General features: G+C 64.1%; 17 protein-coding genes. 12 read left to right on the plus strand and 5 right to left on the minus strand.

Going from position 1 to position 24,608, the window contains the following annotated elements:
- Window positions 1–334: 334 nt before the first annotated feature.
- Window positions 335–3,994: an efflux RND transporter permease subunit gene (locus ACQE2J_RS02635; protein WP_426937484.1), complete on the plus strand. Its 3,660-nt coding sequence runs from the start codon at window positions 335–337 to the stop codon at window positions 3,992–3,994.
- 7 nt (window positions 3,995–4,001) lie between these two features.
- Here the strand turns inward: ACQE2J_RS02635 and ACQE2J_RS02640 are convergent, their stop codons facing one another.
- Complete coding sequence (locus ACQE2J_RS02640) at window positions 4,002–4,742, minus strand: FadR/GntR family transcriptional regulator (RefSeq protein ID WP_205683344.1); 741 nt, start codon at window positions 4,740–4,742, stop codon at window positions 4,002–4,004.
- A 285-nt stretch (window positions 4,743–5,027) separates the two neighbouring features.
- Here ACQE2J_RS02640 and ACQE2J_RS02645 point away from each other — a divergent pair, with 285 nt between their 5' ends.
- Window positions 5,028–6,704, plus strand: coding sequence for an L-lactate permease (locus ACQE2J_RS02645; RefSeq protein ID WP_426937010.1), 1,677 nt, complete (start codon window positions 5,028–5,030; stop codon window positions 6,702–6,704).
- A 61-nt stretch (window positions 6,705–6,765) separates the two neighbouring features.
- Complete coding sequence (locus tag ACQE2J_RS02650; RefSeq protein ID WP_426937011.1) at window positions 6,766–8,034, plus strand: alpha-hydroxy acid oxidase; 1,269 nt, start codon at window positions 6,766–6,768, stop codon at window positions 8,032–8,034.
- 152 nt (window positions 8,035–8,186) lie between these two features.
- Here the strand turns inward: ACQE2J_RS02650 and fepB are convergent, their stop codons facing one another.
- Entirely contained in the window at window positions 8,187–9,224 is a 1,038-nt protein-coding gene (gene fepB / locus ACQE2J_RS02655; RefSeq protein ID WP_426937012.1) for a Fe2+-enterobactin ABC transporter substrate-binding protein, read from the minus strand.
- A gap of 280 nt (window positions 9,225–9,504) precedes the next feature.
- Here fepB and ACQE2J_RS02660 point away from each other — a divergent pair, with 280 nt between their 5' ends.
- The 7 genes from ACQE2J_RS02660 to ACQE2J_RS02690 all read left to right on the plus strand — a co-directional run bounded on the left by ACQE2J_RS02660 (window position 9,505) and on the right by ACQE2J_RS02690 (window position 17,184).
- Window positions 9,505–10,410 carry a helix-turn-helix domain-containing protein gene (locus tag ACQE2J_RS02660; protein WP_426937013.1) on the plus strand — a complete coding sequence of 302 codons (906 nt, stop codon included), beginning with the start codon at window positions 9,505–9,507 and terminating at the stop codon, window positions 10,408–10,410.
- A gap of 177 nt (window positions 10,411–10,587) precedes the next feature.
- Window positions 10,588–11,586, plus strand: coding sequence for a carbon-nitrogen hydrolase family protein (locus ACQE2J_RS02665; RefSeq protein ID WP_426937014.1), 999 nt, complete (start codon window positions 10,588–10,590; stop codon window positions 11,584–11,586).
- 448 nt (window positions 11,587–12,034) lie between these two features.
- Complete coding sequence (gene dnaK / locus ACQE2J_RS02670) at window positions 12,035–13,897, plus strand: molecular chaperone DnaK (RefSeq protein ID WP_135539843.1); 1,863 nt, start codon at window positions 12,035–12,037, stop codon at window positions 13,895–13,897.
- The gene (locus ACQE2J_RS02675) at window positions 13,897–14,580 is read left to right on the plus strand and encodes a nucleotide exchange factor GrpE (RefSeq protein WP_135539845.1); all 684 of its coding nucleotides are present in this window, start codon (window positions 13,897–13,899) and stop codon (window positions 14,578–14,580) included. Before dnaK ends, ACQE2J_RS02675 begins: the two co-directional genes overlap by 1 nt.
- Before the next feature lie 179 nt (window positions 14,581–14,759).
- Window positions 14,760–15,779 (plus strand): DnaJ C-terminal domain-containing protein, encoded by a 1,020-nt coding sequence (locus ACQE2J_RS02680; protein WP_135539847.1) that lies wholly within the window; start codon window positions 14,760–14,762, stop codon window positions 15,777–15,779.
- A gap of 14 nt (window positions 15,780–15,793) precedes the next feature.
- Window positions 15,794–16,234: a heat shock protein transcriptional repressor HspR gene (locus ACQE2J_RS02685; RefSeq protein ID WP_135539849.1), complete on the plus strand. Its 441-nt coding sequence runs from the start codon at window positions 15,794–15,796 to the stop codon at window positions 16,232–16,234.
- 74 nt (window positions 16,235–16,308) lie between these two features.
- On the plus strand, window positions 16,309–17,184 hold the full coding sequence (locus ACQE2J_RS02690) for a DUF1206 domain-containing protein (protein ID WP_426937015.1): 876 nt from the start codon (window positions 16,309–16,311) through the stop codon (window positions 17,182–17,184).
- A 122-nt stretch (window positions 17,185–17,306) separates the two neighbouring features.
- On the opposite strand, the gene ACQE2J_RS02695 is transcribed toward ACQE2J_RS02690, so the two are convergent.
- The 3 genes from ACQE2J_RS02695 to ACQE2J_RS02705 form a co-directional block, all read right to left on the minus strand.
- Window positions 17,307–18,617, minus strand: a complete 1,311-nt coding sequence (locus tag ACQE2J_RS02695) for an LPXTG cell wall anchor domain-containing protein (RefSeq protein ID WP_426937016.1) — start codon at window positions 18,615–18,617, stop codon at window positions 17,307–17,309.
- A gap of 216 nt (window positions 18,618–18,833) precedes the next feature.
- A complete protein-coding gene (locus ACQE2J_RS02700) occupies window positions 18,834–20,975 on the minus strand; it encodes a hypothetical protein (protein ID WP_426937017.1) in 2,142 nt (713 codons plus the stop codon).
- 190 nt (window positions 20,976–21,165) lie between these two features.
- Window positions 21,166–22,281 carry a diacylglycerol/lipid kinase family protein gene (locus tag ACQE2J_RS02705; RefSeq protein ID WP_426937018.1) on the minus strand — a complete coding sequence of 372 codons (1,116 nt, stop codon included), beginning with the start codon at window positions 22,279–22,281 and terminating at the stop codon, window positions 21,166–21,168.
- Window positions 22,282–22,362: 81 nt separating this feature from the next.
- Between ACQE2J_RS02705 and serS the strand changes: the two genes are divergently transcribed.
- Together serS and ACQE2J_RS02715 are read left to right on the plus strand one after the other, a co-directional pair.
- Window positions 22,363–23,643: a serine--tRNA ligase gene (serS, locus tag ACQE2J_RS02710; protein WP_426937019.1), complete on the plus strand. Its 1,281-nt coding sequence runs from the start codon at window positions 22,363–22,365 to the stop codon at window positions 23,641–23,643.
- A 97-nt stretch (window positions 23,644–23,740) separates the two neighbouring features.
- On the plus strand, window positions 23,741–24,601 hold the full coding sequence (locus ACQE2J_RS02715) for an HAD family hydrolase (RefSeq protein ID WP_240689795.1): 861 nt from the start codon (window positions 23,741–23,743) through the stop codon (window positions 24,599–24,601).
- Window positions 24,602–24,608: the final 7 nt, after the last annotated feature.

Below are 24,608 nucleotides of genomic sequence, written 5' to 3' on the forward strand. Positions count from 1 at the left end.
GTTCTCCTCCGTATTTCCTGAGGGCGGTCTGGAGGTCAACACCCGTGCCGAGAAGCATCCGTCGCCCCTAAGGTCGAAGTGTGCCCCACCGGGTCGTGCTGATCGGTCGACCGGAAACGACAGCGAGAAATCATCCCTTTGGGGGACACCGGTGAATACTTTCGGGCGATCCGCTCAGGCGTTTCGCTTGGAATACTGACTGCGTTGCCTTCGTCGGTGCTCGGCTCTGCCGCTGGGCACCATTGCCTCGGCAATGCCGCCACATGACGACTGTGTCCGAACCGTGCCTTCTCAACCCCCGAACCCGGAGGAACCCGTGTCCCTGATCACCCGGATGAGTCTGAAGAACCGCCTCATCGTCGGACTGCTCACCCTCGTGATCGCCGTCTTCGGCATCGTCGCGACGACCTCGCTCAATCAGGAGACGATGCCCTCGGTCGATCTGCCCAGCACTTCGGTGCAGGCGACCGTCCCCGGTGCCTCCCCCGAGGTCGTCGAGGAGACCGTGACGAAACCTGTGGAGACCGCGCTCGAAGGGATAGGCGAACTCGAATCGGTCACCACCTCCACCTCGTCGGGAATGATGACCGCCGAGGTGACCTGGCCCTTCGGCAAGGACTCCGAGAAGATGACCGACTCGATCCGCTCCGCCGTCGACGGGGCGAAGGCGAGCCTTCCCGACGACGCCGAGGTCGAGGTTCTGTCCTATCAGATGGACGACGTCCCGGTGTCGATGTTCGCCGTCTCCGGTGGAGATCCGAAGACGCTCGGCGACCGGCTCGAAGCCGACCTCGTCCCCGAACTGCGCGCCCTCGACGGTGTCTCGAACGTTGAGGTCACCGGCCAGGACGAGCAGCGGGTGAGCATCGCCTTCCGGCCCAGGGACGTGGCGGACAAGAACGTCGTCGAATCCTCGGTCCCCGATGAACTCGAAGCCGCCGGCACCGTCGTCCCCGCCGGTCGCAGCAGCCAGGGCGACACCTCGATGGCCGTCGAGGTCGGCACCGAGGTCGACGCCGTCAAACAGATCGAGAAGACGCCGCTGCGCACCCAAGACGGCACCGTGCTGCTCGGCGATGTCGCCGACGTCGACCTCGACTCGATCGAGAAGACCTCCTTGTCCCGCGCCGACGGCAAGGACTCCGTGACCGTATCGGTGACCAAGGACCAGGACGCCAATGTCGTCGACGTCTCCCATAAGGTCGCAGACACTCTGGATCGAGTGGGCCCGAAGCTCGGAGAAGATACGGAGTTCTCCACGATCTTCGACCAGGCACCGGAGATCGAGAAGTCGATCCATGACCTTTCCGTCGAAGGCGGACTCGGCCTGATCTTCGCGATCTTCGTCATCCTCGCCTTCCTCGGCTCCTTCCGCTCGACCATCGTCGCCGCGATCTCGATCCCGATGTCGCTGCTCATCGCGATGATCGGGCTGATGGTCGGCGATTACACCCTCAACATCCTCACCTTAGGCGCCCTGACAATCGCCGTCGGACGAGTCGTTGACGACTCCATTGTCGTCATCGAGAACATCAGGAGGCGCCAGGGAACGACCGACCTGACGATTGAGGACATCGTGGCCAGCGTCAGACAGGTCGCCGGAGCCATCACAGCCTCGACCCTGACCACCGTCGCGGTGTTCCTGCCCATCGCCTTCGTCGACGGCATCGCCGGACAGCTCTTCCGCCCTTTCTCCGTCACCGTCTCCCTGGCGCTGCTCGCCTCCCTCATCGTCGCGTTGACGATCGTCCCGGTCTTCAGCTACTGGGTGCTGCGCCGCAGCCCCAAACCGCTCTCACCCAAGCGTCAGGTCGCAACCGACCGCAGCTTTGAACTCTGGGCCGCCAGGCAGCACAGGCGCTCCGTGGCGCGTGCCGAACGCCGCCAGAGAACGATCCAGAAGAAGAACGCCAAACGAGCACCCAAAGGCAAAGACCTCCTGCCGGATGTGAGCGTCGAACCCGTTGTCTCCCCGGCACCAGGCGATGGAGAGGCTTCCGGCAGAGTCGACCGACTCCAGCAGCGCAGCCTGCCCGCGATTCTCTCCGCACTGCACCACCCCTGGCGGACCATCATCTTCTCTGTCGTCATCTTCATCGTCACGATGATGGGAGCGACTTTCCTCAAGACCGACCTTCTGGGTTCGGCCGGAGCCAACTCCCTCTACATCACTCAGACCCTGCCTGCGGGCGCTTCTCTCGAGGCTGGAGACAAGGCCGCGAAGCGCATCGAAGCCGTCCTCGCCGACGACCCGGACGTCGAGACGTACTCGACGACGGTCAACGGTCCGGAAGCCGGAGCCGAGAACCAGTTCAACATCACCCTTGTCGAGGATTCCGAGGCCGAGGTCGCGACGAACCGCATCCGGGCCCAGCTCGACGACCTCGGAGACGACGCCGGAGACATCGACGTCCAGGACGCCGGCGGATCCGTCAGCGAAGACGTCGAAGTCACACTCTCGGGCACCGACTTGCGTTCACTGCACAATGCCGCCGACGAGGTGACGAAGAGGATGGCGGACACGGACGGAGTCCAAACCGCCCGCAACGACCTCGCCGCCGAGCAGCCTGTCATTGAAATCGACGTCGACCGAGAGAAGGCCGCCGACTACGGTTACAATCAGGCCGAAGTCGGCCAGGCCATCGCCGCAGCCCTGCACGGCACCGATGCGGGAACGCTGACGCTGGAAGGCAAGGAACGCGACATCTTCCTCGCCCCGACCCACCCGGATGCGACCCCGGACGAGATCCGCGCCCTCGAACTGCCCGTCACCGAGGTGCAGACGCAGAACGCGCAAGAAGAAGCCACCGACAGGGTCGAGGAGAAGACCGAAGCCCGCGCCGACGAGGCCAAACGTGAGGCCGCCGACGAATCGGCAGAGCAGCTCGAATCGGCCCGAACAGCCCGTGACGATGCCGCCGAGCAGCTCGAAGAGGCCCGCAAAGCGTTGCGAGATGCCGAGAATCCGCCTCCTGCGCCGAGCCCGGATGAAATGGCGGCCGACCAGGTGGAGCAGGCCCGTGAGGGCGTCGACCAGGCGGAGAAAGGGCTTAAGGAAGCCAACGACGCGATCGATGACCTCGTCGACGGCCAGCGTGAACAGGAGCAGAATCAGGATGAGGAAGAGCGCCTCGCCGATGAGCAGGCCGCCATTCCCGACATCAAGGGCGAATCGATCACCGTCGATGAGATCGCTAAAGTGAAGAGGGCCGAGACTCCGGCCACGATCGACCGCGCCGACGGGGATCGGAAGGTCACGGTGTTCGCGACCCCGGGCGACGGACAGTTGGAGACGGTCACCGCTGCGGCCGCCGAACTGACCGGGACCATGGATCTGCCCGACGGCGTCAGCTTCGACGTCGGCGGAGCCAGCCAGGAGCAGGCGGAGTCCTTCGGCCAGCTCGGGGCGGCCATGGCTGTGGCGATCGTGCTCGTGTTCCTCGTGATGATCGCGACCTTCCGCAGCTTCGTCCAGCCGCTCGTCCTGCTGGTGTCGATCCCATTCGCCGCGACCGGAGCCGTGCTGCTCCTGCTGGCGACCGGCACCCCCTTGGGAATTCCCTCGCTCATCGGTCTGCTCATGCTCATCGGCATCGTCGTGACGAATGCGATCGTGCTCATCGACCTCATCAACAAACTGCGTGAGGACGGCTTGGAGCTCATGGACGCGATCGTCCACGGCACCAGGCTGCGCCTGCGCCCGATCCTCATGACCGCTGCCGCGACGATCTTTGCCCTCGTGCCGATGTCGCTGGGTCTCACCGGTGGGGGAGTCTTCATTTCGCAGCCGCTGGCCATCGTCGTCATCGGTGGCCTCACCTCATCGACGGTCCTCACCCTCATCCTCGTCCCCGCCCTCTACCTCCTCGTCGAGCGACGCAAGGAGATCCGGGCGACGCGCCGCGAGGAGAAGCGTGCGAAGAAGCGGGCCGACGATGAGGCGAGGATCGAAGCGGAGGCAGCCGAGGTGGGCCTGCGTCCCGATGAGGAGTGAGCTTCGATCAGGCCTCTGTGAGCCCGGGGAGCGCTGAGGCGGCGAAGCGGATGTGCTCCTCGGTCACCCGTGCCGCCTCCTCCGTGTCGCCGGCGATGATGGCTTCCAGGATCTGATGGTGCTGTGCCTGCAGTCGGGACATGAGCGTCTGCGGTTCGGCGATTCGGTTGAAAGAGGCGAAGATCGACGTGCGCAGGGAGGTGCGGATCGCCCCCGTCAGATCGGAGAACAGCTGATTGCCGGCCGCCTGGGCGATGGCGACGTGAAACGCCGTGTCCGCGTCGTTGAAGACGTCGATGCTGATGCCGGGGGTGTCCATCATGGCGAGCTGGGCATTGATCGCAGCCAGCGAATCCTTGTCAGCACGGGTGGCCGCGAGGATCGAGCTCGAGCGCTCGAGTTGGATGCGCGTCTCGGTTACATCGTCGATGCTGAAGTTCGCCAGAGCGACGTGGAGGCGGAGGAAGCGGGTGAGCGCAGCCGAGGGCATCGCGGCGATGAAGGTTCCCGCACCGCGGCCCGACCCGCCCGAGGAGCGGACGACCCCGAGGCTCTCGAGCACTCGCAGGGCCTCGCGGACGCTGGCCCGGCTGACTCCGAGCTTCGTCGCCAGATCGCGTTCGGCAGGCAGGGGGTCGCCGACAGTGAGCGAGCCGGCCATGATCCGCTCTTCGATGGCGTCGATGACGAGCTCATAGGTGCTCGGCCGGTTCACGGGCTTCCACGTTGCGCCCTTGTCCTCGCTCATGGTCTCCTCCTCCATCGGATCATCATGTCATGTCTCTTCTTTTGTCAGTGTTCTGCTTGTGCCTGTGCCGTCGCCGCTCTGTATGAATCTGCGGCACCGCCCGGCAGCCTCGGCGAGGAACTCCGGAACGCGTGCTTGACGCAGATCACACCGCGGTTCTATGCTCAGATTAATGGTCTGACCTCATAAAGGCCATACTGAACAATTCGATCACTCGAGTTCGGAGCGCGTTCACAGGGGAACGGTCCCGCCGTGGGCAAGCCCGGCTGTGTTGGAGAAGAAACCATGTACACACCCGAAATCGCGCCGGTGGCCGACAGTCTGCTGTGGTCGTCGCTGCTGGCGATCCTGCCGCTGCTGACGATCTTCGTCACCCTCGGCGCACTGAAGTGGAAGGCCCACTGGGCCGGACTCACGGCCGTCGGAGTCGCCCTCGTCGTCGCGATCGCGGCCTACGGAATGCCCGTCGGACTCGCTGCGCTGTCGGCGACGCAGGGATTCGCCTTCGGGCTGTTCCCGATCATGTGGATCGTCATCACCGCGATCTGGCTCTACGAGCTCACCGTGCGTTCAGGGCATTTCGAGGACCTGCGCCTGGTCATCAACGTCATCTCCGATGATCCGCGCATCCAGGCCATCATCATCGCCTTCTGCTTCGGCGGCCTGCTCGAGGCGCTCGCCGGATTCGGCGCCCCGGTGGCGATCACCGGCGTCATGCTCGTGGCTGTGGGGTTCACCGCTATGCGCGCCGCCGTCGTCGTCCTCGTCGCCAACACCGCGCCGGTGGCCTTCGGAGCCATCGCCATTCCGATCATCACCGCCGGTACGCTGACCGGCATCGACTACCAGGACATCGGTGCGATGGTCGGTCATCAGACTCCGTTCCTCGCCGCGATCGTCCCGCTCTTCCTCGTCATGCTCGTCGACGGCCGCCGCGGACTGCGCCAAATCTGGCCCCTGGCACTGGTCGTCGGAGTCGTGTTCGGCTTCGCCCAGTACATCTCCTCGAACTTCCTCTCGGTCGAACTCACCGACATCATTGCCTCCCTCCTCGGACTCGCCGCAGTGGTCGTCATGCTGCGGTTCTGGAAGCCGAAGGGCGGACAGGATGCGCTCGATCGGATGGCCGACGAGCGTGAGCACGAAGACGCCGATGCCCCTGACGCCGGCGGCGTGGCCACTGATTTGAAGAAGGAGACCGCGCCCCTGACCGGGTCCCGAATCTTCCTTGCGCTCTTCCCCTACCTGCTCGTCATCGTGATCTTCTCCGTGGCCAAGCTCGTGCCTGCCCTCAACAACTGGCTGGCATCGACGGACGTGGCGATTCCGTGGCCGGGGCTGGACGGAAACATCCTCGACTCGGCCGGTGAGGCCTCGACGAGCACGATCTACAACTTCCAATGGCTGTCTTCACCGGGAACGCTGCTGCTCATCTCCGGTGTGGTCGTCGCCATCGTCTACAAGATGACGGCGAAGGAAGCCCTCGATGTCCTCGTCGTCAATGTCGTGAAGATGCGGTTCTCGATCCTCACTGTCGGCTCGGTGCTCGCACTGGCCTATGTCATGAACCTGTCGGGCCAGACGATCACCATCGGCACCTGGATCGCAGGCACCGGGGCCTTCTTCGCGTTCCTCTCACCGATCCTCGGTTGGCTCGGCACCGCTGTCACCGGTTCGGACACTTCGGCCAACGCGCTGTTCGCCACACTGCAGCAGACCGCCGCCCATGAAGCCGGCCTCAATCCGCTGTTGCTCGTCGGGGCCAACAGCTCCGGCGGTGTGCTGGGTAAGATGGTCAGTCCCCAGAACCTCACGATCGCCGCAACGGCCGTCGGACTGCTCGGAAAGGAGGCCTCGATCTTCCGCCGCGTCATCGGATGGTCGCTGGGCATGCTTGTCCTCATGTGCCTGCTCGTCGGACTCCAGTCGACGGTTCTGTCCTGGATGGTCCCCTCGGCCTGAGTCAACACTGCCCGCCCTGCATTCCACCACTCACCCCATCGCACAGCAAGGAGCGAAAGACATGGTCAAGAGACAGATACCCCAGCCGGCCGAGATCTTCGATCTCATGAAGTTCAAGAAGTTCGAACTCGACCCGAAGAAGCGCCGCCTGGAGAATGCGCTGACGATCGAGGATCTGCGCAAGATTGCGAAACGCCGGACCCCGGCCGCGGCGTTCGACTACACCGACGGGGCCGCCGAGGGCGAGATCTCGATGGAACGCTCGGTCCAGTCCTTCCGCGACATCGAGTTCCACCCCTCGATCCTCAAGGACGTCACGAACGTCGACACCTCCACTCAGATCATGGGCGGCAGCTCGGCGATGCCCTTCGGCATCGCTCCGACCGGCTTCACCCGGCTGATGCAGACCGAGGGTGAGACCGCCGGTGCCGGGGCTGCCGGAGCCGCAGGCATTCCGTTCACCCTTTCGACCCTGGGGACGACCTCGATCGAGGACGTGAAGAAGGTCAATCCACACGGCCGCAACTGGTTCCAGCTCTATGTGATGAAGCAGCGCGAGATCTCCTACGGTCTTGTCGAGAGGGCGAAGAACGCCGGATTCGACACCCTGTTCTTCACAGTCGACGCTCCTGTGGCCGGGGCTCGGCTGCGCGATACGCGCAACGGATTCTCCATTCCGCCGCAGCTGACTCCGCAGACGATCCTCAACGCGATCCCACGTCCCTGGTGGTGGTGGGACTTCCTGACCACTCCGAAGCTCGAATTCGCCTCTTTGTCGCAGACCGGCGGCACCGTCGGAGAGCTGCTCGACTCGGCGATGGATCCCTCGATCGACTTCGATGATCTCGCCGAGATCCGCGCCATGTGGCCGGGCAAATTCTCCGTCAAGGGCGTGCAGACGCTCGAGGACGCGAAGAAGCTCGCCGACCTCGGCGTCGACTCGATCGTCCTGTCCAACCACGGCGGACGCCAGCTCGACCGGGCTCCCGTTCCCTTCGAACTCCTCCCCGAGGTGGCCCGGGAGATCGGCAAGGACGTGGAGATCATCGTCGACACCGGTATCCGCAACGGTGCCGATATCGTCGCCTCGCTCGCACTCGGCGCGGACTTCACGCTCATCGGCCGTGCCTACCTCTTCGGTCTCATGGCCGGCGGCCGGGAAGGTGTGGACCGCACGATCGAGATCCTCGGCGAGCAGGTCGAACGCACCATGCGGCTGCTGCAGGTGGCCGATGTCTCCGAGCTCAACCCCAGCCATGTGACTCAGCTGCGTCAGTTCAACCGCGACGACCGGGCTGAGATCATCTCATCGCGCCCCGCAAAGGGCTGATCACCGAGCGGTCCGGAGCGCAGAAGCGGGCGGTCGGCGGCGAAGGTGTCTGAACCTTTCGTCGCCGACCGTCCTTTTCGCTGTGCCGAATTCTCACTGTGCGAGCCGCGCGGACCCGGGGCTGGTCGGGAACGATCGCATGGCTGGGTCGATCACTTCCCGAATTCGTCCTCAAGGCGGTCGAGGACGTTCGTCGCCGAGTAGTAGTCGAGGCGGAAGGAATCGAGTCCCATTGCGTAGACCGCATCGTTCTTCACCGCCGGGGTGCTCTTGACCAGCGAGTTCTTCTTGTACGACTCGGCGGTCTTCTCGTTCGCGTTGAAGAGGAACACGGACTCGCCGGTCACGGCCTTCGAGAGGTTCTCTCCGGTCACCTCGAAGATATCGGAGCGCTTGCCCATCTCGCCTTGGCTGGTCGTGCCTTCGGGGACCTCGGCGAGCTCGAACCCGACCTTTTCGAGCAGCTTGGCCTGAGCGGATTCCGGCGTCCAGACGTTGGCGCTGGCACCGGAACCGCCGCCCTTGGCCTTCTCGTTGTAGACCATGCCGGTCACCGGCTGTGCGGGGGCGTCGATCGAGTCCTTGACCTCCTCGGCGCGGGCATCGAATTTCTCGTTGACCTGCTTCGAGTTGTCTTCGTGGCCGGTGATCTTGCCGAGCTGGGTGGTCACTTCCTGCCAGTCCTTGTCGCCGTAGTCGATGACCACGGTCGGTGCGATATCGCTGAGCTGATCGTAGATCGCATTCGCCGAGTCCTGACCGGTCTTCGACACGATGATGAGGTCAGGTTCCTCGGCCAGTACGGCCTCGACGTCGGGGTCGCCCTGGTAGAGGGCTTCGACATCCTTCTCCTTCGCGACGTCGCTCCACTGGGTGAAGAAGCCCTGATCGTCGGCGACGGGGGAATTGGGCATGGTGGCGCCGGACGCGGTGACCGGGGCGTCGATCGCCAGCAGGCTGCCGGTGAGGGTGACGGCGGTGGAGACGATCGTCTCGGGCTGCTTCTCGATTGTGACCTCGTGGTCGGCGTCGTCCGTGATGGTCAGCGGCCAGGCGCCATCGTCGGCATCGGCGGTCGTCTCTGTGTCCGCGGAGCCCGACCCGCTGCAGGCGGAGAGTCCAAGGGCGGTGACGAGGGCGATCGAGGCGACCGCAAGTCGGCGATCGGTTCTTTTGGCGAGGCGGGACATGAGGTCCTTTCGTCGAAACGGAATAGTCGTATAGCTGAGCCTAACCTAACCATTCGCGAAAACTGCATGCGTGGTGCCTTGTTTCTCGATCCGGCCCGGGTCCGGCGCACGGAAGAAGTGCTTCGGTGTTGCCGATGGGCTCCGCCTGATCGGTACCGCAGGAGGGTCCTTCATTCGATGCCCGGATGTGAGCTATGCTTCCATCACCTGAGTGTGGGCGAGGCTGCCCGCGGCGATCGATTTCGGTGGAAGAGCTGTGAGGGCATATACATCGCAGACGTTGACGACGGCGGAAACCTCGCCGCATGAGGCTGTTGCCGTCTGGACAGAGCTCATCTGCGAGACCTTCGTCAAGCTCGAGGCCCGCTGTTCATCGGTGGACTCCTTCCGCGGTGAGATCAGGCGGGAGACCATCGGCGAACTCGAGTTCTCCACGGTTAGTGCCTCACAGCAGGACGTGATGCGGACGCGACGGTTCGCCGCCTCCGCCGATGACGAATTCCTGCTGTTCTCGATCCAGCGCCGTGGCGAAGGGTTCGTCGAGCAGGACGGAAGAATCGCGCAGCTGCGCCCCGGCGGAATTGCGCTCTATGACAGTGGCCGACCCTACCGTCTGCATTTTCCTGCAGGCTTCCGGCAGCTCGTTGTCCAGTTGCCGAAGTCCGCGATCGGGGTCGACGATACCCGCGCGATCACTGCTATCACCCACGGCCCGGGCTCTCCCGGCGGCGTCGTCTCGCAGTTGCTGCTGGCGATGAGCGATCAGCTGCAGAGCGGCGGTTCGGCCCTGGAGCCCATGGTTGATCACATCCTCGGGGCGCTGAGCGAGGTGCTGCGAGAGCGCGAGGTCCCACGGCCTGGACGGTTGCCGGACGAGTTCATGCGGCAGCGCGTCGAGTCCATGATGCGACGAGACCTCCACGACTCGACGTGGACGGTGGAGCGCTTGGCTGCGCGCTGCAGCGTCTCGGTCCGCACGCTCTACCGGCTGTTCCCCGACGGCGGCGTGTCATCGGCCATGCGCCGAATGCGCATCAATGCGGCCGCGGCTTTCCTCTGCCTGAATCCGCAGGCGACCGTCGGCGCCGTCGCCGGCCGGTTCGGGTTCGACAGCGAATCCGGATTCATCCGTGCCTTCCGCGCGGAGAATGGAGTGACGCCGAGGCGGTTCGTTTCCGGGCTGTGATGCAGCGTCTGCGGCAGCTGCCATGCCATTGCCGGCGTTCCTGCAGTCGCTGTCCGGTTTCTGCGGCTTTCGAGATCAGGCGGATCTGGTCAGTGGCTCTGGCAGATCTGGTCAACACGAACGTGACGAAGCCTCCGAGACTGATATGACGCAAGTCCCATCTGCAAAGGAGCAATCATGGACCGTACGATCACCGCCGCCGCTGTACAAGCCGAACCCGCTTGGCTCGACCTCGATGCCGCAGTGGACAAGACGATCTCACTCATCCGCGAAGCCGCAGGCAACGGGGCCGATCTCGTAGCGTTCCCGGAGACCTTCCTCCCCGGCTACCCATGGTGGATCTGGCTCGACTCTCCCGCCGATGGGATGCGCTTCGTCCCCCAGTACGCACAGAATTCAATGACATCCGACGGCCCGGAGATGGCCCGCATCCGTGCCGCGGCGCGAGACGCAGGAATCTATGTGGTCGTCGGCTACAGCGCGAAGGTCGCCGGCAGCTTGTACATGGCCCAGGCGTTCATCGACGCCGACGGCGAACTGCAGGGTGTGAGGCATAAGCTCAAGCCCACCCACGTCGAGCGCACGGTCTTCGGAGAAGGCGACGGCTCCGACCTGCAGGTCCATCAGACCGAGCTCGGACGCATCGGCGGACTCAACTGCTGGGAGCACTTCCAGCCGCTGTCGAAATACGCGCTGTTTGCGGAGAACGAAGAGATTCATGTCGGAGCCTGGCCGTCGTTCTCGATCTACGAAGGAGCCGCTCAAGCGCTCAGTCCGGAGGTCAATACCGCAGCAAGCCGCGTCTACGCCGTTGAAGGTCAGGCTTTCGTCCTCGCCCCGTGCGCCCTCGTCGGTCAGGCCGCGATGGACACCTTCTGCGACACAGAGACGAAGAAGCATCTCCTCAAGCTCGGCGGCGGGCACGCCCGGATATTCGGGCCAGAAGGCTCGGAGCTCGCGACACCGCTCGCGCCCGATCAAGAGGGAATCCTCTACGCGACCCTTGATCCCGCGATGATCGCGATCGCGAAATCGGCAGCCGACCCGGTCGGGCACTATTCTCGCCCCGACGTGTTCCGACTCCTCATCAACCGCAACCACACCCCGAAGACCGTAGACGTGGCGACCCTGGCCGATGTGGAACCGGCCGCGGATCTCTATGCCGTGGAAGACTGAAATGTCCGCGCTCGAATCCGCAATTCCTGTGTATCTCAGGCAGGAGCGAACCCGCCCGATGGCGATGAAGGACGGCTGCCGTCCGGCAACGGGTCTGCTTGGATTCTCGCAGCACAGCCAGTTCGGATAGAGCCCGGCGGACAAGAATCTCCTAACGCTCCGCCTGCGGAAGATCGGCTTCCGAAAGCACTGACGGTCCCGGAAAACGGGGCCGTCAGGTGCGTGAAAAGGAATTCTTCAGTGCGGAGGAATAAAAGCAACCTCACCAAAGTTGAGTCTAGTGTACGCAACTTTGATGAGGTTCGACTTGACGGCCGAAACCTCGAAGAGAATACTTGAGTCAGGTTGGCTCAATGTGTGCGGTCGAGTGGTTCTGCTGAGGAATCGGAGCCGCCCGATCGCACACATTCGAGTCGCAGGAACTCACAATCTGTTAGGAGAGAACACTATGGCACGTGCAGTCGGAATCGACCTCGGAACCACGAACTCCGTCGTCACCGTCCTCGAGGGCGGCGACCCGAAGGTCATCGCGAACGCAGAGGGCGGTCGCACGACCCCGTCCGTCGTTGCGGTCAACAAGAACGGCGACTCCCTTGTCGGTGAGATCGCCAAGCGCCAGGCTGTCACCAACATCAAGAACACGGTCGCTTCGGTCAAGCGCCACATGGGCACCGATTGGTCCACCGAGATCGGCGGCAAGAAGATGACCGCTCCGGAGGTCTCGGCCCGCATCCTCCAGAAGCTCAAGCACGACGCTGAGGAATACCTGCAGGAGAAGGTCACCGACGCGGTGATCACCGTTCCCGCATACTTCAACGACGCCGAGCGTCAGGCTACGAAGGACGCCGGTGAGATCGCCGGACTCAACGTCTCGCGCATCATCAACGAGCCGACCGCTGCTGCTCTGGCCTACGGCCTCGAGCGCGGCAAGGAAGATGAGACCATCCTCGTCTTCGACCTCGGCGGCGGCACCTTCGACGTGTCCCTGCTGGAAGTCGGCAAGGATGAAGACGACTTCTCCACCATTCAGGTCCGTGCGACCTCGGGTGACAACCGCCTCGGCGGTGACGACTGGGATCAGCGGATCGTCGACTGGCTCGTCGAGCAGGTCAAGAACAACTACGGTGTCGACCTGACCAAGGACGCCACTGCTCTGCAGCGCCTCAAAGAAGCCGCTGAGCAGGCGAAGAAGGAACTGTCCTCGGCCACCAGCACGAACATCTCGCTGCAGTACCTGTCGATGAGCGAGAACGGACCCATCCACCTCGACGAGTCGCTGACTCGCGCGAAGTTCGAGGATCTCACCAAGGACCTCCTCGAGCGCACCAAGGCTCCGTTCCACGCAGTCATGAAGGACGCAGGCGTGTCTGTGTCTGACATCGACCACGTCGTCCTCGTCGGCGGTTCGACCCGTATGCCCGGCGTCTCCGCCGTCGTCACCGAACTCACCGGAGGCAAGGAGCCCAACAAGGGCGTCAACCCCGATGAAGTCGTCGCGATCGGTGCGGCAGTCCAGGCCGGTGTCCTCGTGGGAGAGCGCAAGGACGTTCTGCTCATCGACGTCACCCCGCTCTCGCTCGGTCTCGAGACCAAGGGCGGCGTGATGACGAAGCTCATCGAGCGCAACACCCCGATCCCGACCAAGCGTTCGGAGACCTTCACCACGGCTGAGGACAACCAGCCCTCCGTGTCGATCCAGGTCTTCCAGGGTGAGCGCGAGTTCACTCGCGACAACAAGAACCTCGGCACCTTCGAGCTGACCGGCATCGCTCCGGCTCCGCGTGGTGTGCCGCAGATCGAGGTCGCCTTCGACATCGACGCCAACGGCATCGTCCACGTGTCGGCCACCGACAAGGGCACCGGCACCGAGCAGTCGATGACGATCACCGGCGGTTCCGCACTGCCGGAGGAAGACATCGAGCGCATGGTCCGCGAGGCCGAGGAGCACGCAGAAGAGGACAAGAAGCGCCGTGAGGCCGCCGATGTCCGCAACAATGCTGAGAACCTCGCCTACCAGACCGAGAAGCTGCTCACCGACAATGCCGACAAACTCCCTGAAGAGATCAAGACTGAGATGCAGGGCGACGTCGACGCTGTCAAGGAAGCGCTCAAGGGCGAAGACGAGGACGCAGTGAAGACCGCCTACGACAAGCTGATGGAAAACCAGCAGAAGATCGGCGAAGCCATCTACAACCAGCAGGGTGGTGCCGAAGGCGCCGCAGCTGCCGGTGAGGGTGCCGCCGAGTCCGGTGCCGATGACGACGTTGTCGACGCCGAGGTTGTCGACGAAGAGGATGAGGAGAAGAAGTAATGACTGCCGAGGGCAACGACGAGTCGTCCGAGGAGCCAGGCTTCACTTTCAGTGACAAGCGCCGGGTCGATCCGAACACCGGTGAGGTCCGTCCCGAGGCCGACGCACAGTCGGCCTCGGCCGAGGCCGGCGAGGAGCCGACCGCGGACCCGAACGCCGAGCAGGCCGAGACCGCTTCCGCGGCCGATGCCAGCGACCTCGGTGTCGACATCCCCACCGATGCCTCCGGCCTCGAGGACACGGAGCCGGCGGACGAACCCGAGCCGGGATCGGAGGCCGCAGCGCACCTCGCTGACCTCAAGCGCATCAACGCTGAGTACGCCGCCTACCGGATGCGTGCCGAACGCGAACGCGAACGTGCGGCGCTCGGCGGCACGATCAAGGTCGTCGAGGCGCTCATCCCCGTGCTCGATGAGGTCAAGCTCGCCCGCGAGAACGGCGATGTCACCGGGCCTTTCGAGACCCACGTGGACAAGCTCGTCGACTCGCTGGCGAAGCTCGGCGTCGAACAATACGGCGAGGTCGGCGAGGAGTTCGACCCGAACGTCCACGAGGCGCTCATGCAGCAACCCTCGGACGAGGTGGAGAGCCCGACGATCTTCCTGGTCATGCAGCCCGGATACCGGATCGGGGAGCGCATCATCCGCGCCGCCCGGGTCGGTGTCCAGCAGCCGGAGGACTGAAACGACCACGATCGCCGAGGCGGCCCCCGGTCCCGTTCGTCAGTTCACTGACGTACGGGGTCGGGGACCACCTCGGCGGCGGTCCGGATCTTCGGGGCAGCGTCCCCGGGGATGCGGATTGTGAGGAGACAAGTGAATACAGTGCTGACAGGATTGATGGGAAGGAAAGGAGGTGCCAGGTGAATACCGGACCTCAGAATGATTGGTTCGACAAGGACTTCTACAAAACCCTCGGCGTCTCCAAGGATGCTTCCGACGCCGAGATCAAGAAGGCCTATCGCAAACTCGCGCGCAAGTATCACCCGGATGCGAATCCCGGTGATGAGAAGGCCGAGGAGAAGTTCAAGGAGATCGGGCAGGCCCACCAGGTGCTGTCCGACAAGGAATCGCGTGCCCAGTACGACCAGGTCCGCGCTATGGGCGGCGGTGCCCGGTTCAGCGCCGGATCCGGTGGGCCCGGCGGTGCCGGTGCTGGCGGATTCGAGGACGTATTCTCCGATCTCTTCGGAGGTGGCGGACGCACCCGGACCCGCACGACATACGGAGGCGGAGGCGATGTGCCTCCGGATCTGGCCGATCTGCTCGGCGGATTCGGCGGCGGTGGCGGCTACGGCGGCGGATTCGGTGGGGGCTACTCGCCCCCGGTCAAGGGTGGCGACATCAAGTCGACCACGACGCTGTCGTTCACCGAAGCGATCGACGGTGCCTCGGTGAAGCTGAACATGCCAGGCGGCAGACCGCTGACCGTGCGGACTCCGATCGGTGTCAAGGACGGGCAGAAGATCCGCCTGGCCGGCAAGGGCAAAGCCAGCCCGAACGGCGGCGAGGCCGGTGACGTGATCCTCACGGCGAACGTCAAGCCGCACCCCGTGTTCACCCGTGACGGCGACAACCTGCGCATAGATCTGCCGGTCAGCTTCGACGAGGCGACCCTCGGCGCCGAGGTCAAGGTGCCAACTTTGGGCGGGATGCCGGTCAAGGTCAAGGTCGCACCGGGGACACCCTCGGGCCGAACCCTGCGTGTGCGCGGCAAGGGCGTGAAGACGAAGAAGGGCACCGGCGATCTCCTCGCGACGGTCGAGATCGTGGCGCCGAAGAATCTGTCCGATGAGGCCAAGGCGGCTGTCGAAACGTTCAAGGCCGCCACCGAGGGCGAGGATCCTCGGGCTGGCCTGCTGGATCGGGCTAAGGCCAGTTGAGGTGGTGAATCACAATGCACATTTCATCGAGTGCTGCGGTGTATGTCATCTCGGTGGCCGCGGATCTGGCGGGGATGCACCCGCAGACACTGCGGCAGTATGACCGCTTGGGCCTCGTCACTCCGGAACGCACCGCGGGCCGCGGGCGGCGCTACTCGGGTCAGGACATCGCCAAGCTGCGACTGATCCAGCAGCTGTCCCAGGACGAGGGAGTCAATCTCGTCGGGATCAAGAAGATCATCGATCTGCAGAATCAGGTCGATGCTCTCAAACACCGCAATGAGGAGCTCGAGGCCGAGGTCCGTTCGCGGATGACGGCGCAGGAACGCGAGGCTCGCGTCTTCGCCGCCGGCACGGTGGGTGGAGATGTCGTCTCGATCTCGCGGGGGCGTCGCCCGCGGGGCCGCCCCGAACCGGGTGCTCTGGTGCTGTACAACCGGTATCGACGCGGCTGAGCCGGCGGCAGCCGGACAGGGACACGACGACACACAGAGACGCTGCGACACTGAGAACTGCGACACTGATCTCTGTGAACGAGAAAGAGAAGGTCCGTCAGGTCGCCGACAGCGCTGATACGGCGGCCCAGGAAGCCGCTGACAGCCGCTGGTTCGAGCGGGTGGCTCGTGCCGGCTTCCTTGCCAACGGATTGGTCCATGCCATCCTCGGTGCGACTGCTATAACGATCGGGCTCGGTCAGGGCGGGGGAGACGCCGATCAGGCCGGGGCCGTCGGCCAGATCGCTTCACAGCCGTTCGGCATGGTGCTGATCGTCATCTGCTTCCTCGGCTGTGCGCTGATGGCGTTGTGGTGTCTGGTCAATGCGTTCTTCGGCTCGGCATCGCTGCGTGGCGCAGGCACTCGAGACCCGCAGCAGAAGCAGGGGAGGAAGCAGTGGATCGACTTCTTCACAATGGTCGCTTCTGCCGTTGCCTATGTGGTGGTTGCCGCGACCTTTTCCCAGTTCGTCTTCGGAGGGGGAGCGGACTCGGGCAAGACGAGCTCACAGGACTCGACGACCGTGGCGAAAGCACCGGGTGGACTGTATGTCCTCATGGCCGTCGGCGCCGTGATTGCGATCATCGGCATCGTGTTCAGTATCAACGGACTGCGACGGAAGTGGAAAGAGGAGCTGCGTCGGCCGCGCAGCACGATCACTCGTTTCCTGGTCGGATTCACCGGCGTCGTCGGTTATCTGGGCAAAGGTGTGACGCTGCTGTCGGTGGGCATCCTCGTTGCGGCCTCGGCGGCCACCGGTGATCCGGAGGAGTTCACTGGAATCGACGGTGCGCTCAAGGGGATGCGCGACCAGCCCTTCGGGCCGTGCCTGCTGCTGGCCGTGGGGCTCGGTCTGATCCTCTACGGAGCCTTCCTCGCTCTGCGCTCGAGGTACGACCGCATGAAGTGAGCTGTCTGCTGCCTCCCCTTCTGACGACTACAAGAAGAGCGCGAACCCGGTCGGGTTCGCGCTCTTCTTTGTCTCACGCCCAGCTCAGTCGAGTTCGGGCGATTGTTCGCAGTTCGTCGCTATCAGATCTCAGCGGGATCCTGGGCGACCTTCTTGCGGCGCATGGTCAGTGCGACTGCGACTCCACCGATGAGGAGGAGACCTGCACCGCCGACGAGGCCGGTCAGCTCGGTACCGGTGCGGGGCAGGTCGCCGCCGTTGCCGGCATCTCCATTGTCGCCATCGTCGTTTCCGTCTTCGCCGCCGTCGCTGCCGCCTGCATTGGCATCGTCGCTGACGGAGAACTCACCGGTCAGTTCGTCATCGCCACAGGTGACGGTCACATCGTAGTCGCCGATGTAGGCCGAGGCGTTGGAGGCGCTGGTGCCGTAGACGTTGACGCTGGCCTTGCCCTCGTCGTCAGCCTTGACGGTCTTGTCGAAGGCGGTGACGTTCGACTCGCCCTTGGGGTTGACGAGGAAGCGGATGTCTTCGCCGGGCTCGCAGTTTTCGACGGCGAGGGTGACGCCCTTGTCTTCCTTGACGAAGTCAGCGGGGGAGATGGTCTCGGGGGAGACGGCCAGCTTGGCTTCGGCAGCAGGAGTGGTGGGCTCGTCGGTTTCGTCTTCGGTGATGGTGAAGGTCTGAGCATCGGAGCTGGTCTCGGTTTCCTGGTCGACGCCCCAGACGGAGTAGTCGCCGGCCGGGAGGTTGTCGTCGCCGTCGAACTTCAGGGTTGCGGAGATCTTTCCTTCTTCGTCGGCGTCGACTTCGACGGTGGCGAAGGGCGACTGGGCGGTTCCGCCGACGACGGTGACCTTTCCGTCGGGGGTGAAGCCCTCACCGGTGACCTTGATGCCGTTCTTCGCGAAGTCGCTCTCCGAGATCTTGTCGGTGCTGAGCGAGACCTTCTGGTCGGCAGCGGGGGCCTCGGGCTCGTCGGTTACTTCGAAAGTGGTGTGGTGTGACTCGTTGGAGTTCGTGGCGTTGTTGGCCACGACGCTGTACTTGCCGATGAATGCTTCATCATCGAGGCCTTTGACTCCGGTCGCGAAGGCGCCGGTGTCATCGGTGGTGAGTGTCTCTTCGTACGATCCGACCTGATCGTTGGTGTGGCTGACAACCACCGAGTATTCAGTGTTCGGGTTGAGGTCGGCGCCGACGATGTCAACGCCCTCGGCGACGAAATCGGCAAGCGAGATCTCGCTCTCCGACACGTTGACGCCGGCTTCTTCACCGTCCTGAGCTTTCGCTCCAGACGCCTTCTGGAGCTGAGTGGCCTGCGCGGGCTGCTGAGTCGTCGAGGTGGGTGCCTCGGGTGCAGCAATAACTGGGGATGCGGCCAGGCCGGTGATGGCGATGGCCACCGCGGGGGCGAGGGCGAGCTTCTTCATGTATTTCCTTTGAAAATTACAGCTGGGTGTGAAGTAGTGCGAATGTAACAGTAATGCAACAATCACCACACGCATAGTTGTGGTCGTTTTGTTCACTACGGAAGTCGGATCGCCGTCAGGGTTCAGCGTCCGTTCGCGATGAATAGATTGAGGGGTGGTCCGGCGCGCGCCGGACCACCCCTCAATCTGCGGCCGAAAGCGGCCGTCTGACTCAGATCAGAAGCTCGTCGGAGTCTGACCGAACTTGTTCTTGCGACCGGTCAGCGCGATCGCGGCGCCGCCGACGAGGACGAGCAGGGCTCCCGTCGTCAGTCCGCCGAGGTCGGCACCGGTACGCGGCAGCTGGCTGCCGGCGTTGCCGGCGTTGCCGTTGTCGCCGCCGTTTCCGTCGTCTCCACCGCCGTTGGCGCCCTGGGTGACCTTGAAGGTGTCCTTCATGGTGTCATCGCCGCAGGTTGCTGTCGCGGTGTAGGAGCCGACGTAGGCCGAAGTGTTCGTCGAGGTGCCGAAGACGTTGACGGAAGCATTGCCTTCGTCGTCGGCCTTGACGATGTTCTCGTAGGCCGTGACGTTGATGCCCTTCGGGGTGACCTCGAAGTGGACATCGGCGCCGGGCTCGCAGTTCTCGACGGCGAGGGTGACGCCCTTCTTCTCGTTGGCGAAGTCTGCGGCTTCGATCGTCTTCGGCGAGACCTTGAAGGTCGCCTCGGCGGGGGCCTCGGTTTCATCCTCGACGACGTTGATGTTGCCGTTGAGGGTCTCCGATTCGGTGCCTTCGCGGTCGATGGTGACGGTGAACGGGACCTTTCCGGCCTCAAGGTTCTTCGGGTTGCCTTCGTACCAGAGGTGGAGCTTGTAGTCACCGTCGGCTTCAGCGGTCTCGGTCTCCCCGGTGAGGGAGTCCTTGATCTTGTCGCCCTTCTTCACGCCCGAGACGGTGACGGTCACGCCCTTGTCCTTGTTGGCGAGATCCTCGGCGGTGATCTCCTTGGGATCGACCTTGAGGGACGCGTCGATCGGGTCGACGGCGTCCTCGTCGTCGGTGACGGTGATCTCGACCGGGTCGCTCGTCTCTTCGGTCTCGTCGTCGACGAAGGTCAAAGCGTATGTACCGGCTTCGAGTGACTCGGGCGCAATCACGGCACCTTCGACGTTGCCGTCCTCGTCCGCGCGGAGCTCTTCGGCCTGAGGTGCGGCGGCACGCTGGGGTGTCACGGTTTCGCCCTGGACGGTGATGGTTCCGTTCGGTGAGAACCCGGATCCGCTGAACTTCAGTCCGTCCTTCTTGAAGTCCTCGAGGGAGATCTTCTTCGAATCGATCTTGACGGTCGGGTCGATTTCCGAGTCTTCGGTGATGGTGAAGCTCTGAGCATCAGAGCTGGTCTCGGTTTCCTGGTCGACGCCCCAGACGGAGTAGTCGCCGGCCGGGAGGTTGTCGTCGCCGTCGAACTTCAGGATTGCGGAGATCTTTCCTTCTTCGTCGGCGTCGACTTCGAGAGTGGCGAAGGGCGACTGGGCGGTTCCGCCGACGACGGTGACCTTTCCGTCGGGGGTGAAGCCCTCACCGGTGACCTTGATGCCGTTCTTCGCGAAGTCGCTCTCCGAGATCTTGTCGGTGCTGAGCGAGACCTTCGGAGCGACTGCCTGCGGATTCACCTCGACGTCTACGTTGCTGGACTCGGTGATCGATGTGGTGCCTGTGCGCTGCACCTGGAGGGCGAAGGCGACTGAATCCTGCGTGACCTCTTTCGCGGAGTGCAGCTTGAGAGTGGCGGTCGAACCCTGAGCAGTTGTTGCCGGGCCGGTCAGTCCCGACTTGACGGAGACCTTGTCACCCTTCTCGAGTCCGGTGACCTTGACGGTCACGCCATCCTCGTGGAGCTCCTCGGCAGTGACATCATTCGAGACGACCTGCACCGAAGCATTGATCGGGTTGACCGTGTCCTCAGCCTTGTCATCGTCCTTGGCGTCCTTGTCCTCGTCCTCGGGGGCAGGAGCGGGCTTCGGGTCGACCTTCTTCGGGGGCTTCTTGGCGTCGTTCTTCTTGTCCGCCTTGTCTTTATCGGCCTTGTCTTCGGCAGCCTTCTTCTTTTCTTCGGCCTTCTTGGCGTCTTTGGCCTTCTTCTCGGCGGCCGCCTTCTCCTCGGCCTTCTCCTCGGCCTTCTTCTCGGCCGCTTCCTTTTCGGCCGCAGCCTTCTTGGCCTCTTCCTTCTTGGCCTGCTCGGCCTCGTCCTGCTTCTGCTGCTCGGCCTTGGTGGATGCCGACTGCGTGGAGGGGGATTCCGCGGCGGCGACCGGACTGGCGACGAGGCCGGTGAATGCGAGGGCGACTGCCGGCGCGAGGATGATCTTCTTCATTGGAGTGCCTTCAATCTCTGTGACGAGGGGTGTGATACGGCACTCATCCTAGGTTCCAAGGATTCCCTAAACTATTTCTGTACATTTTGTTCAGGTTTAATTGCTGTAACGCTTCGGTGAATTTCTGTAATCGCTCCGTGACCTACTAATTGGTAATTGCTGAAGGGCTGAGGAGAGTTCAGTGCAAACCTCAGACCGGCCAGGCTTCGGCTCGGATCTGCTTGCGCTGTTCGACGGTGGGCACGCGGACTGTCAGGGCCGAGGGCCTGACCTCCATCTCGAGGTACGACGACTGCCCGAGCGGATCCCCGTCGAGCTGAATGTTGAGGTCCTCACCTGCCTCGATGACGACCTTCTGACACTTGCGGATATTCGTGTGCAGACCGCGTGAGGCCCGACGTCCCGCGATCGAGGCAAGGACGCCGAGCCACTGGCCGAGGTTCTTCGGGCTGACGATGAGCACATCGAGCATGCCGTCGTCGATGACCGCCTGCGGCAGCAGCTGGATCCCGCCCTGCAGGCGCCCGCAGTTGCCGCCGAGGACCGACCGCACTCGTGCCGAGATCCGATAGTCATCATCGAATGTGACCTTGACCTGACTCGGTTTGCCCGCGAGCTTCCGCGATCCGGCCTCGACATAGGCCAACCAGCCCAGTCGACTCTTGAGCTCATCGCTGGTGTCGGCCATGACCGCGGCATCGAAGCCGAGCCCGGTCATCACGGTGAAGATATGGCTCTCGCCATCCTCGGCGGTCTTCGCCGTTCCCACATCGATCTCCCGATTGCGCCCCCACAGAGCGATTCGCAGCGCCCACTCGGTCTTGTCGAGGACGAGATCGATGTTTCGGGCGAGCAGGTTCCCTGTCCCCAGAGGCACGATCCCCATCGGCGTGGAGGTGCCCGCCAGCGCCGAGGCGACCGCGCGGATGGTTCCGTCCCCGCCGGCGGCGATGACGACGTCGACCCCTTCGTCGAGCGCGCGGATCGTGGCCCCTTCGCCGGAGTCTTCGAGCGCGGTCTCAAGCACGAGGGGAGGGTTCCACCCCTCGAAGCGGCAGATCGCTTCGGCGGTTGAAGCCAGACGGCGCACATCGGTCTTCGTCGGATTGACGATGAGGGCGGCGCGGTATCGGGCGGCATCGTCGACTTCGGTGTCCTCGAGGTTCGCGGGGTGGGCGTAGCGCCTGACCCTGGCGAGGACGCGCCGTGCGCCCATCCGTCGACCGAGGAGGAACGCGGCGCCGAGCACAACGAGGGCACCGGCGACGATGACCCAGGTCATCAGGGGGTCCAGCTCGATGATCATGTGCCAAATCTACCGTGTCGAACTCGGGTGCAGGCTGAGCGCCGAATGTCGGAAACGGGCCCGGCCCGTTAAGCTGAGAGGGTGATCGATCTAGCGCTTCTCAGAGACAACCCGGCCCTGTTCAAGGCATCACAGGAGGCTCGCGGGGCATCCGTCGAGCTCATCGACGAGGTCCTCGCCGCTGATTCCGCACGTCGTGCGGCCATCACGGCCTACGAAGACGCTCGCGCGGACCAGAAGGCCTTCTCCTCCCAGATCGCCAAGGCGCCGAAGGAAGACAAGCCTGCGCTCATCGCCGAGGGCAAGCAGAAATCCGAGGCCGTGAAGTCGCTGTCGGCGGAGTCCGAAGAGGCGAGCTTCGCTTTCGACCAGCTCGTGTCGAAGGTTCCGAACCTCATCATCGACGGCATCCCCTCCGGCGGCGAAGAGAACTTCGCGACGCTCGAGACCGTCGGCGAGCCCCGCGACTTCGGCGCCGACGGCTTCGAACCGCTCGACCACCTCGAGATCGGTGAGAAGCTCAAGGCCATCGACACTCAGCGTGGCACGAAGGTCTCCGGATCCCGTTTCCACTACCTCACCGGTTTCGGCGCCAAGCTCGAGATGGCGCTGCTCAACCTCGCTCGAGACGTCGCCGAGGAGGCCGGTTTCAACCCGACCATCACCCCGACGCTGGTTCGCCCCGAGGTCATGCGCGGCACCGGATTCCTCGGCGAGCACGCCGATGAGGTCTACCGTCTCGAAGCCGACGACCTGTTCCTCGTCGGCACCTCTGAAGTCCCGCTGGCCGGGTACCACATGGATGAGATCATCGACCTCTCCGACGGTCCGCTGCGCTACGCCGGAATCTCCTCCTGCTACCGCCGTGAGGCCGGCTCCTACGGCAAGGACACCCGCGGCATCATCCGCGTCCACCAGTTCCAGAAGGTCGAGATGTTCGCCTACGTCCCGGTCGAGGACGCCGCGGCCGAACACGAGCGGATGCTGTCCCTGCAGGAGAAGATGCTCGGTCTCTGCGAGCTGCCCTACCGGGTCATCGACACCGCCGCCGGCGACCTCGGCGATTCGGCTGCCAGGAAGTTCGACTGCGAGGCCTGGGTGCCGACGCAGGGCACTTACCGAGAGCTGACGTCGACGTCGAACTGCACGACTTTCCAGGCCCGCCGCCTGCACATCCGCGAACGTCACGATGGAGCGACCCGCCCGGTTGCGACCCTCAACGGCACCATGGCCAATACGCGCTGGCTGGTGCCGATCTTGGAGAACCACCAGCAGGCAGACGGCTCGGTCACGGTGCCGGCGGCGCTGCGGCCCTACCTCGGCGGGATGACCGCGCAGGGGCCGGAGGGTCCGCGCTACTGAGCCTGCGCCGCTGAGCGCATGACGGTCGGCGGGACTCGGCTGGACCAAGCTGCTCGGCTGGTTGAAAGCGAACGTCCACAGAAAACTCAAGCTCACGTTGGGAGACACATTGGCCCCGCACCTCATCGCCCTCGATGTCGACGGCACGATCGTCGACTACGACGGATCCCTGTCGGAGCCGGTGAGGCAGGTGCTCGATCGGCTCGCCGAGGAGGGGCATCATCTCGTGATCTCCACCGGCCGTGCCCTGCCGGGTGCGCTCGAGGTCGTCCGTGCGCTCGGCCTCAAGCACGGTTTCGTCGTGTGCTCGAACGGGTCGGTCGTCGCCCGTCTCGACCCGGAGCTGCCGCTGGGGTGGGAGTTGCACCACGTGGTGTCCTTCGACCCGCGCGATGCCCTGGAGAAGATGTATGAGGCCCTGCCGACGGCGCTGTTCCTCGTCGAGGACCCCGACCTGCACCGGTGGGCTTCGGGGGAGTTCCCTGTCGGGGAACTCGCCGAATCCGACACTCTCGACATCGTCGACTTCGAGGAGCTGCTGACCAAGCGGGCCACGCGCATCGTCATGCGCGAGGTCAACGGCACCGCCGAGGAGTTCGCCGCCGCCGTGGATTCGCTCGGACTCCATGAGGTCAGCTATTCGGTGGGGTGGAGCAACTGGCTCGACATCGCCCCGGACGGGATCTCGAAGGCCAGCGGATTGGCGCTCGTCGAATCCGAGCTCGGTGTCGACCATGAGCACACCGTAGGCGCTGGGGACGGGCTCAATGACCTCGAGATGATCGAATGGGTCGAACATTCCATCGTCATGGGCCAGGCCAAGGACGAACTCAAGGTGCTCGCCAGCGTCGTCACCGATCCGATCGAGGACGACGGCCTGGCCGTGGCCCTCATCGACTACTTCGGCCTCGACGATTCTCTGCTGGACGCGACCGGCACCACCGACACCCGCCCCTAATTGCTAC

Source organism: Brevibacterium sp. LE-L (genome assembly GCF_050214925.1).
In the GTDB taxonomy this organism is placed as follows: Bacteria; Actinomycetota; Actinomycetes; order Actinomycetales; family Brevibacteriaceae; genus Brevibacterium.

Excerpts from the sequence above, each read along its gene's own strand:
- ACQE2J_RS02665 (WP_426937014.1), top strand. The coding sequence starts at position 10,588 with ATGGACCGTACGATCACCGCCGCCGCTGTACAAGCCGAACCCGCTTGG.
- ACQE2J_RS02675 (WP_135539845.1), top strand. The coding sequence starts at position 13,897 with ATGACTGCCGAGGGCAACGACGAGTCGTCCGAGGAGCCAGGCTTCACT.
- ACQE2J_RS02705 (WP_426937018.1), bottom strand. The coding sequence starts at position 22,281 with ATGATCATCGAGCTGGACCCCCTGATGACCTGGGTCATCGTCGCCGGT.
- dnaK (WP_135539843.1), top strand. The coding sequence starts at position 12,035 with ATGGCACGTGCAGTCGGAATCGACCTCGGAACCACGAACTCCGTCGTC.
- ACQE2J_RS02640 (WP_205683344.1), bottom strand. The coding sequence starts at position 4,742 with ATGAGCGAGGACAAGGGCGCAACGTGGAAGCCCGTGAACCGGCCGAGC.
- ACQE2J_RS02685 (WP_135539849.1), top strand. The coding sequence starts at position 15,794 with ATGCACATTTCATCGAGTGCTGCGGTGTATGTCATCTCGGTGGCCGCG.
- ACQE2J_RS02695 (WP_426937016.1), bottom strand. The coding sequence starts at position 18,617 with ATGAAGAAGCTCGCCCTCGCCCCCGCGGTGGCCATCGCCATCACCGGC.
- ACQE2J_RS02645 (WP_426937010.1), top strand. The coding sequence starts at position 5,028 with ATGTACACACCCGAAATCGCGCCGGTGGCCGACAGTCTGCTGTGGTCG.
- ACQE2J_RS02650 (WP_426937011.1), top strand. The coding sequence starts at position 6,766 with ATGGTCAAGAGACAGATACCCCAGCCGGCCGAGATCTTCGATCTCATG.
- ACQE2J_RS02635 (WP_426937484.1), top strand. The coding sequence starts at position 335 with ATGAGTCTGAAGAACCGCCTCATCGTCGGACTGCTCACCCTCGTGATC.
- ACQE2J_RS02700 (WP_426937017.1), bottom strand. The coding sequence starts at position 20,975 with ATGAAGAAGATCATCCTCGCGCCGGCAGTCGCCCTCGCATTCACCGGC.
- fepB (WP_426937012.1), bottom strand. The coding sequence starts at position 9,224 with ATGTCCCGCCTCGCCAAAAGAACCGATCGCCGACTTGCGGTCGCCTCG.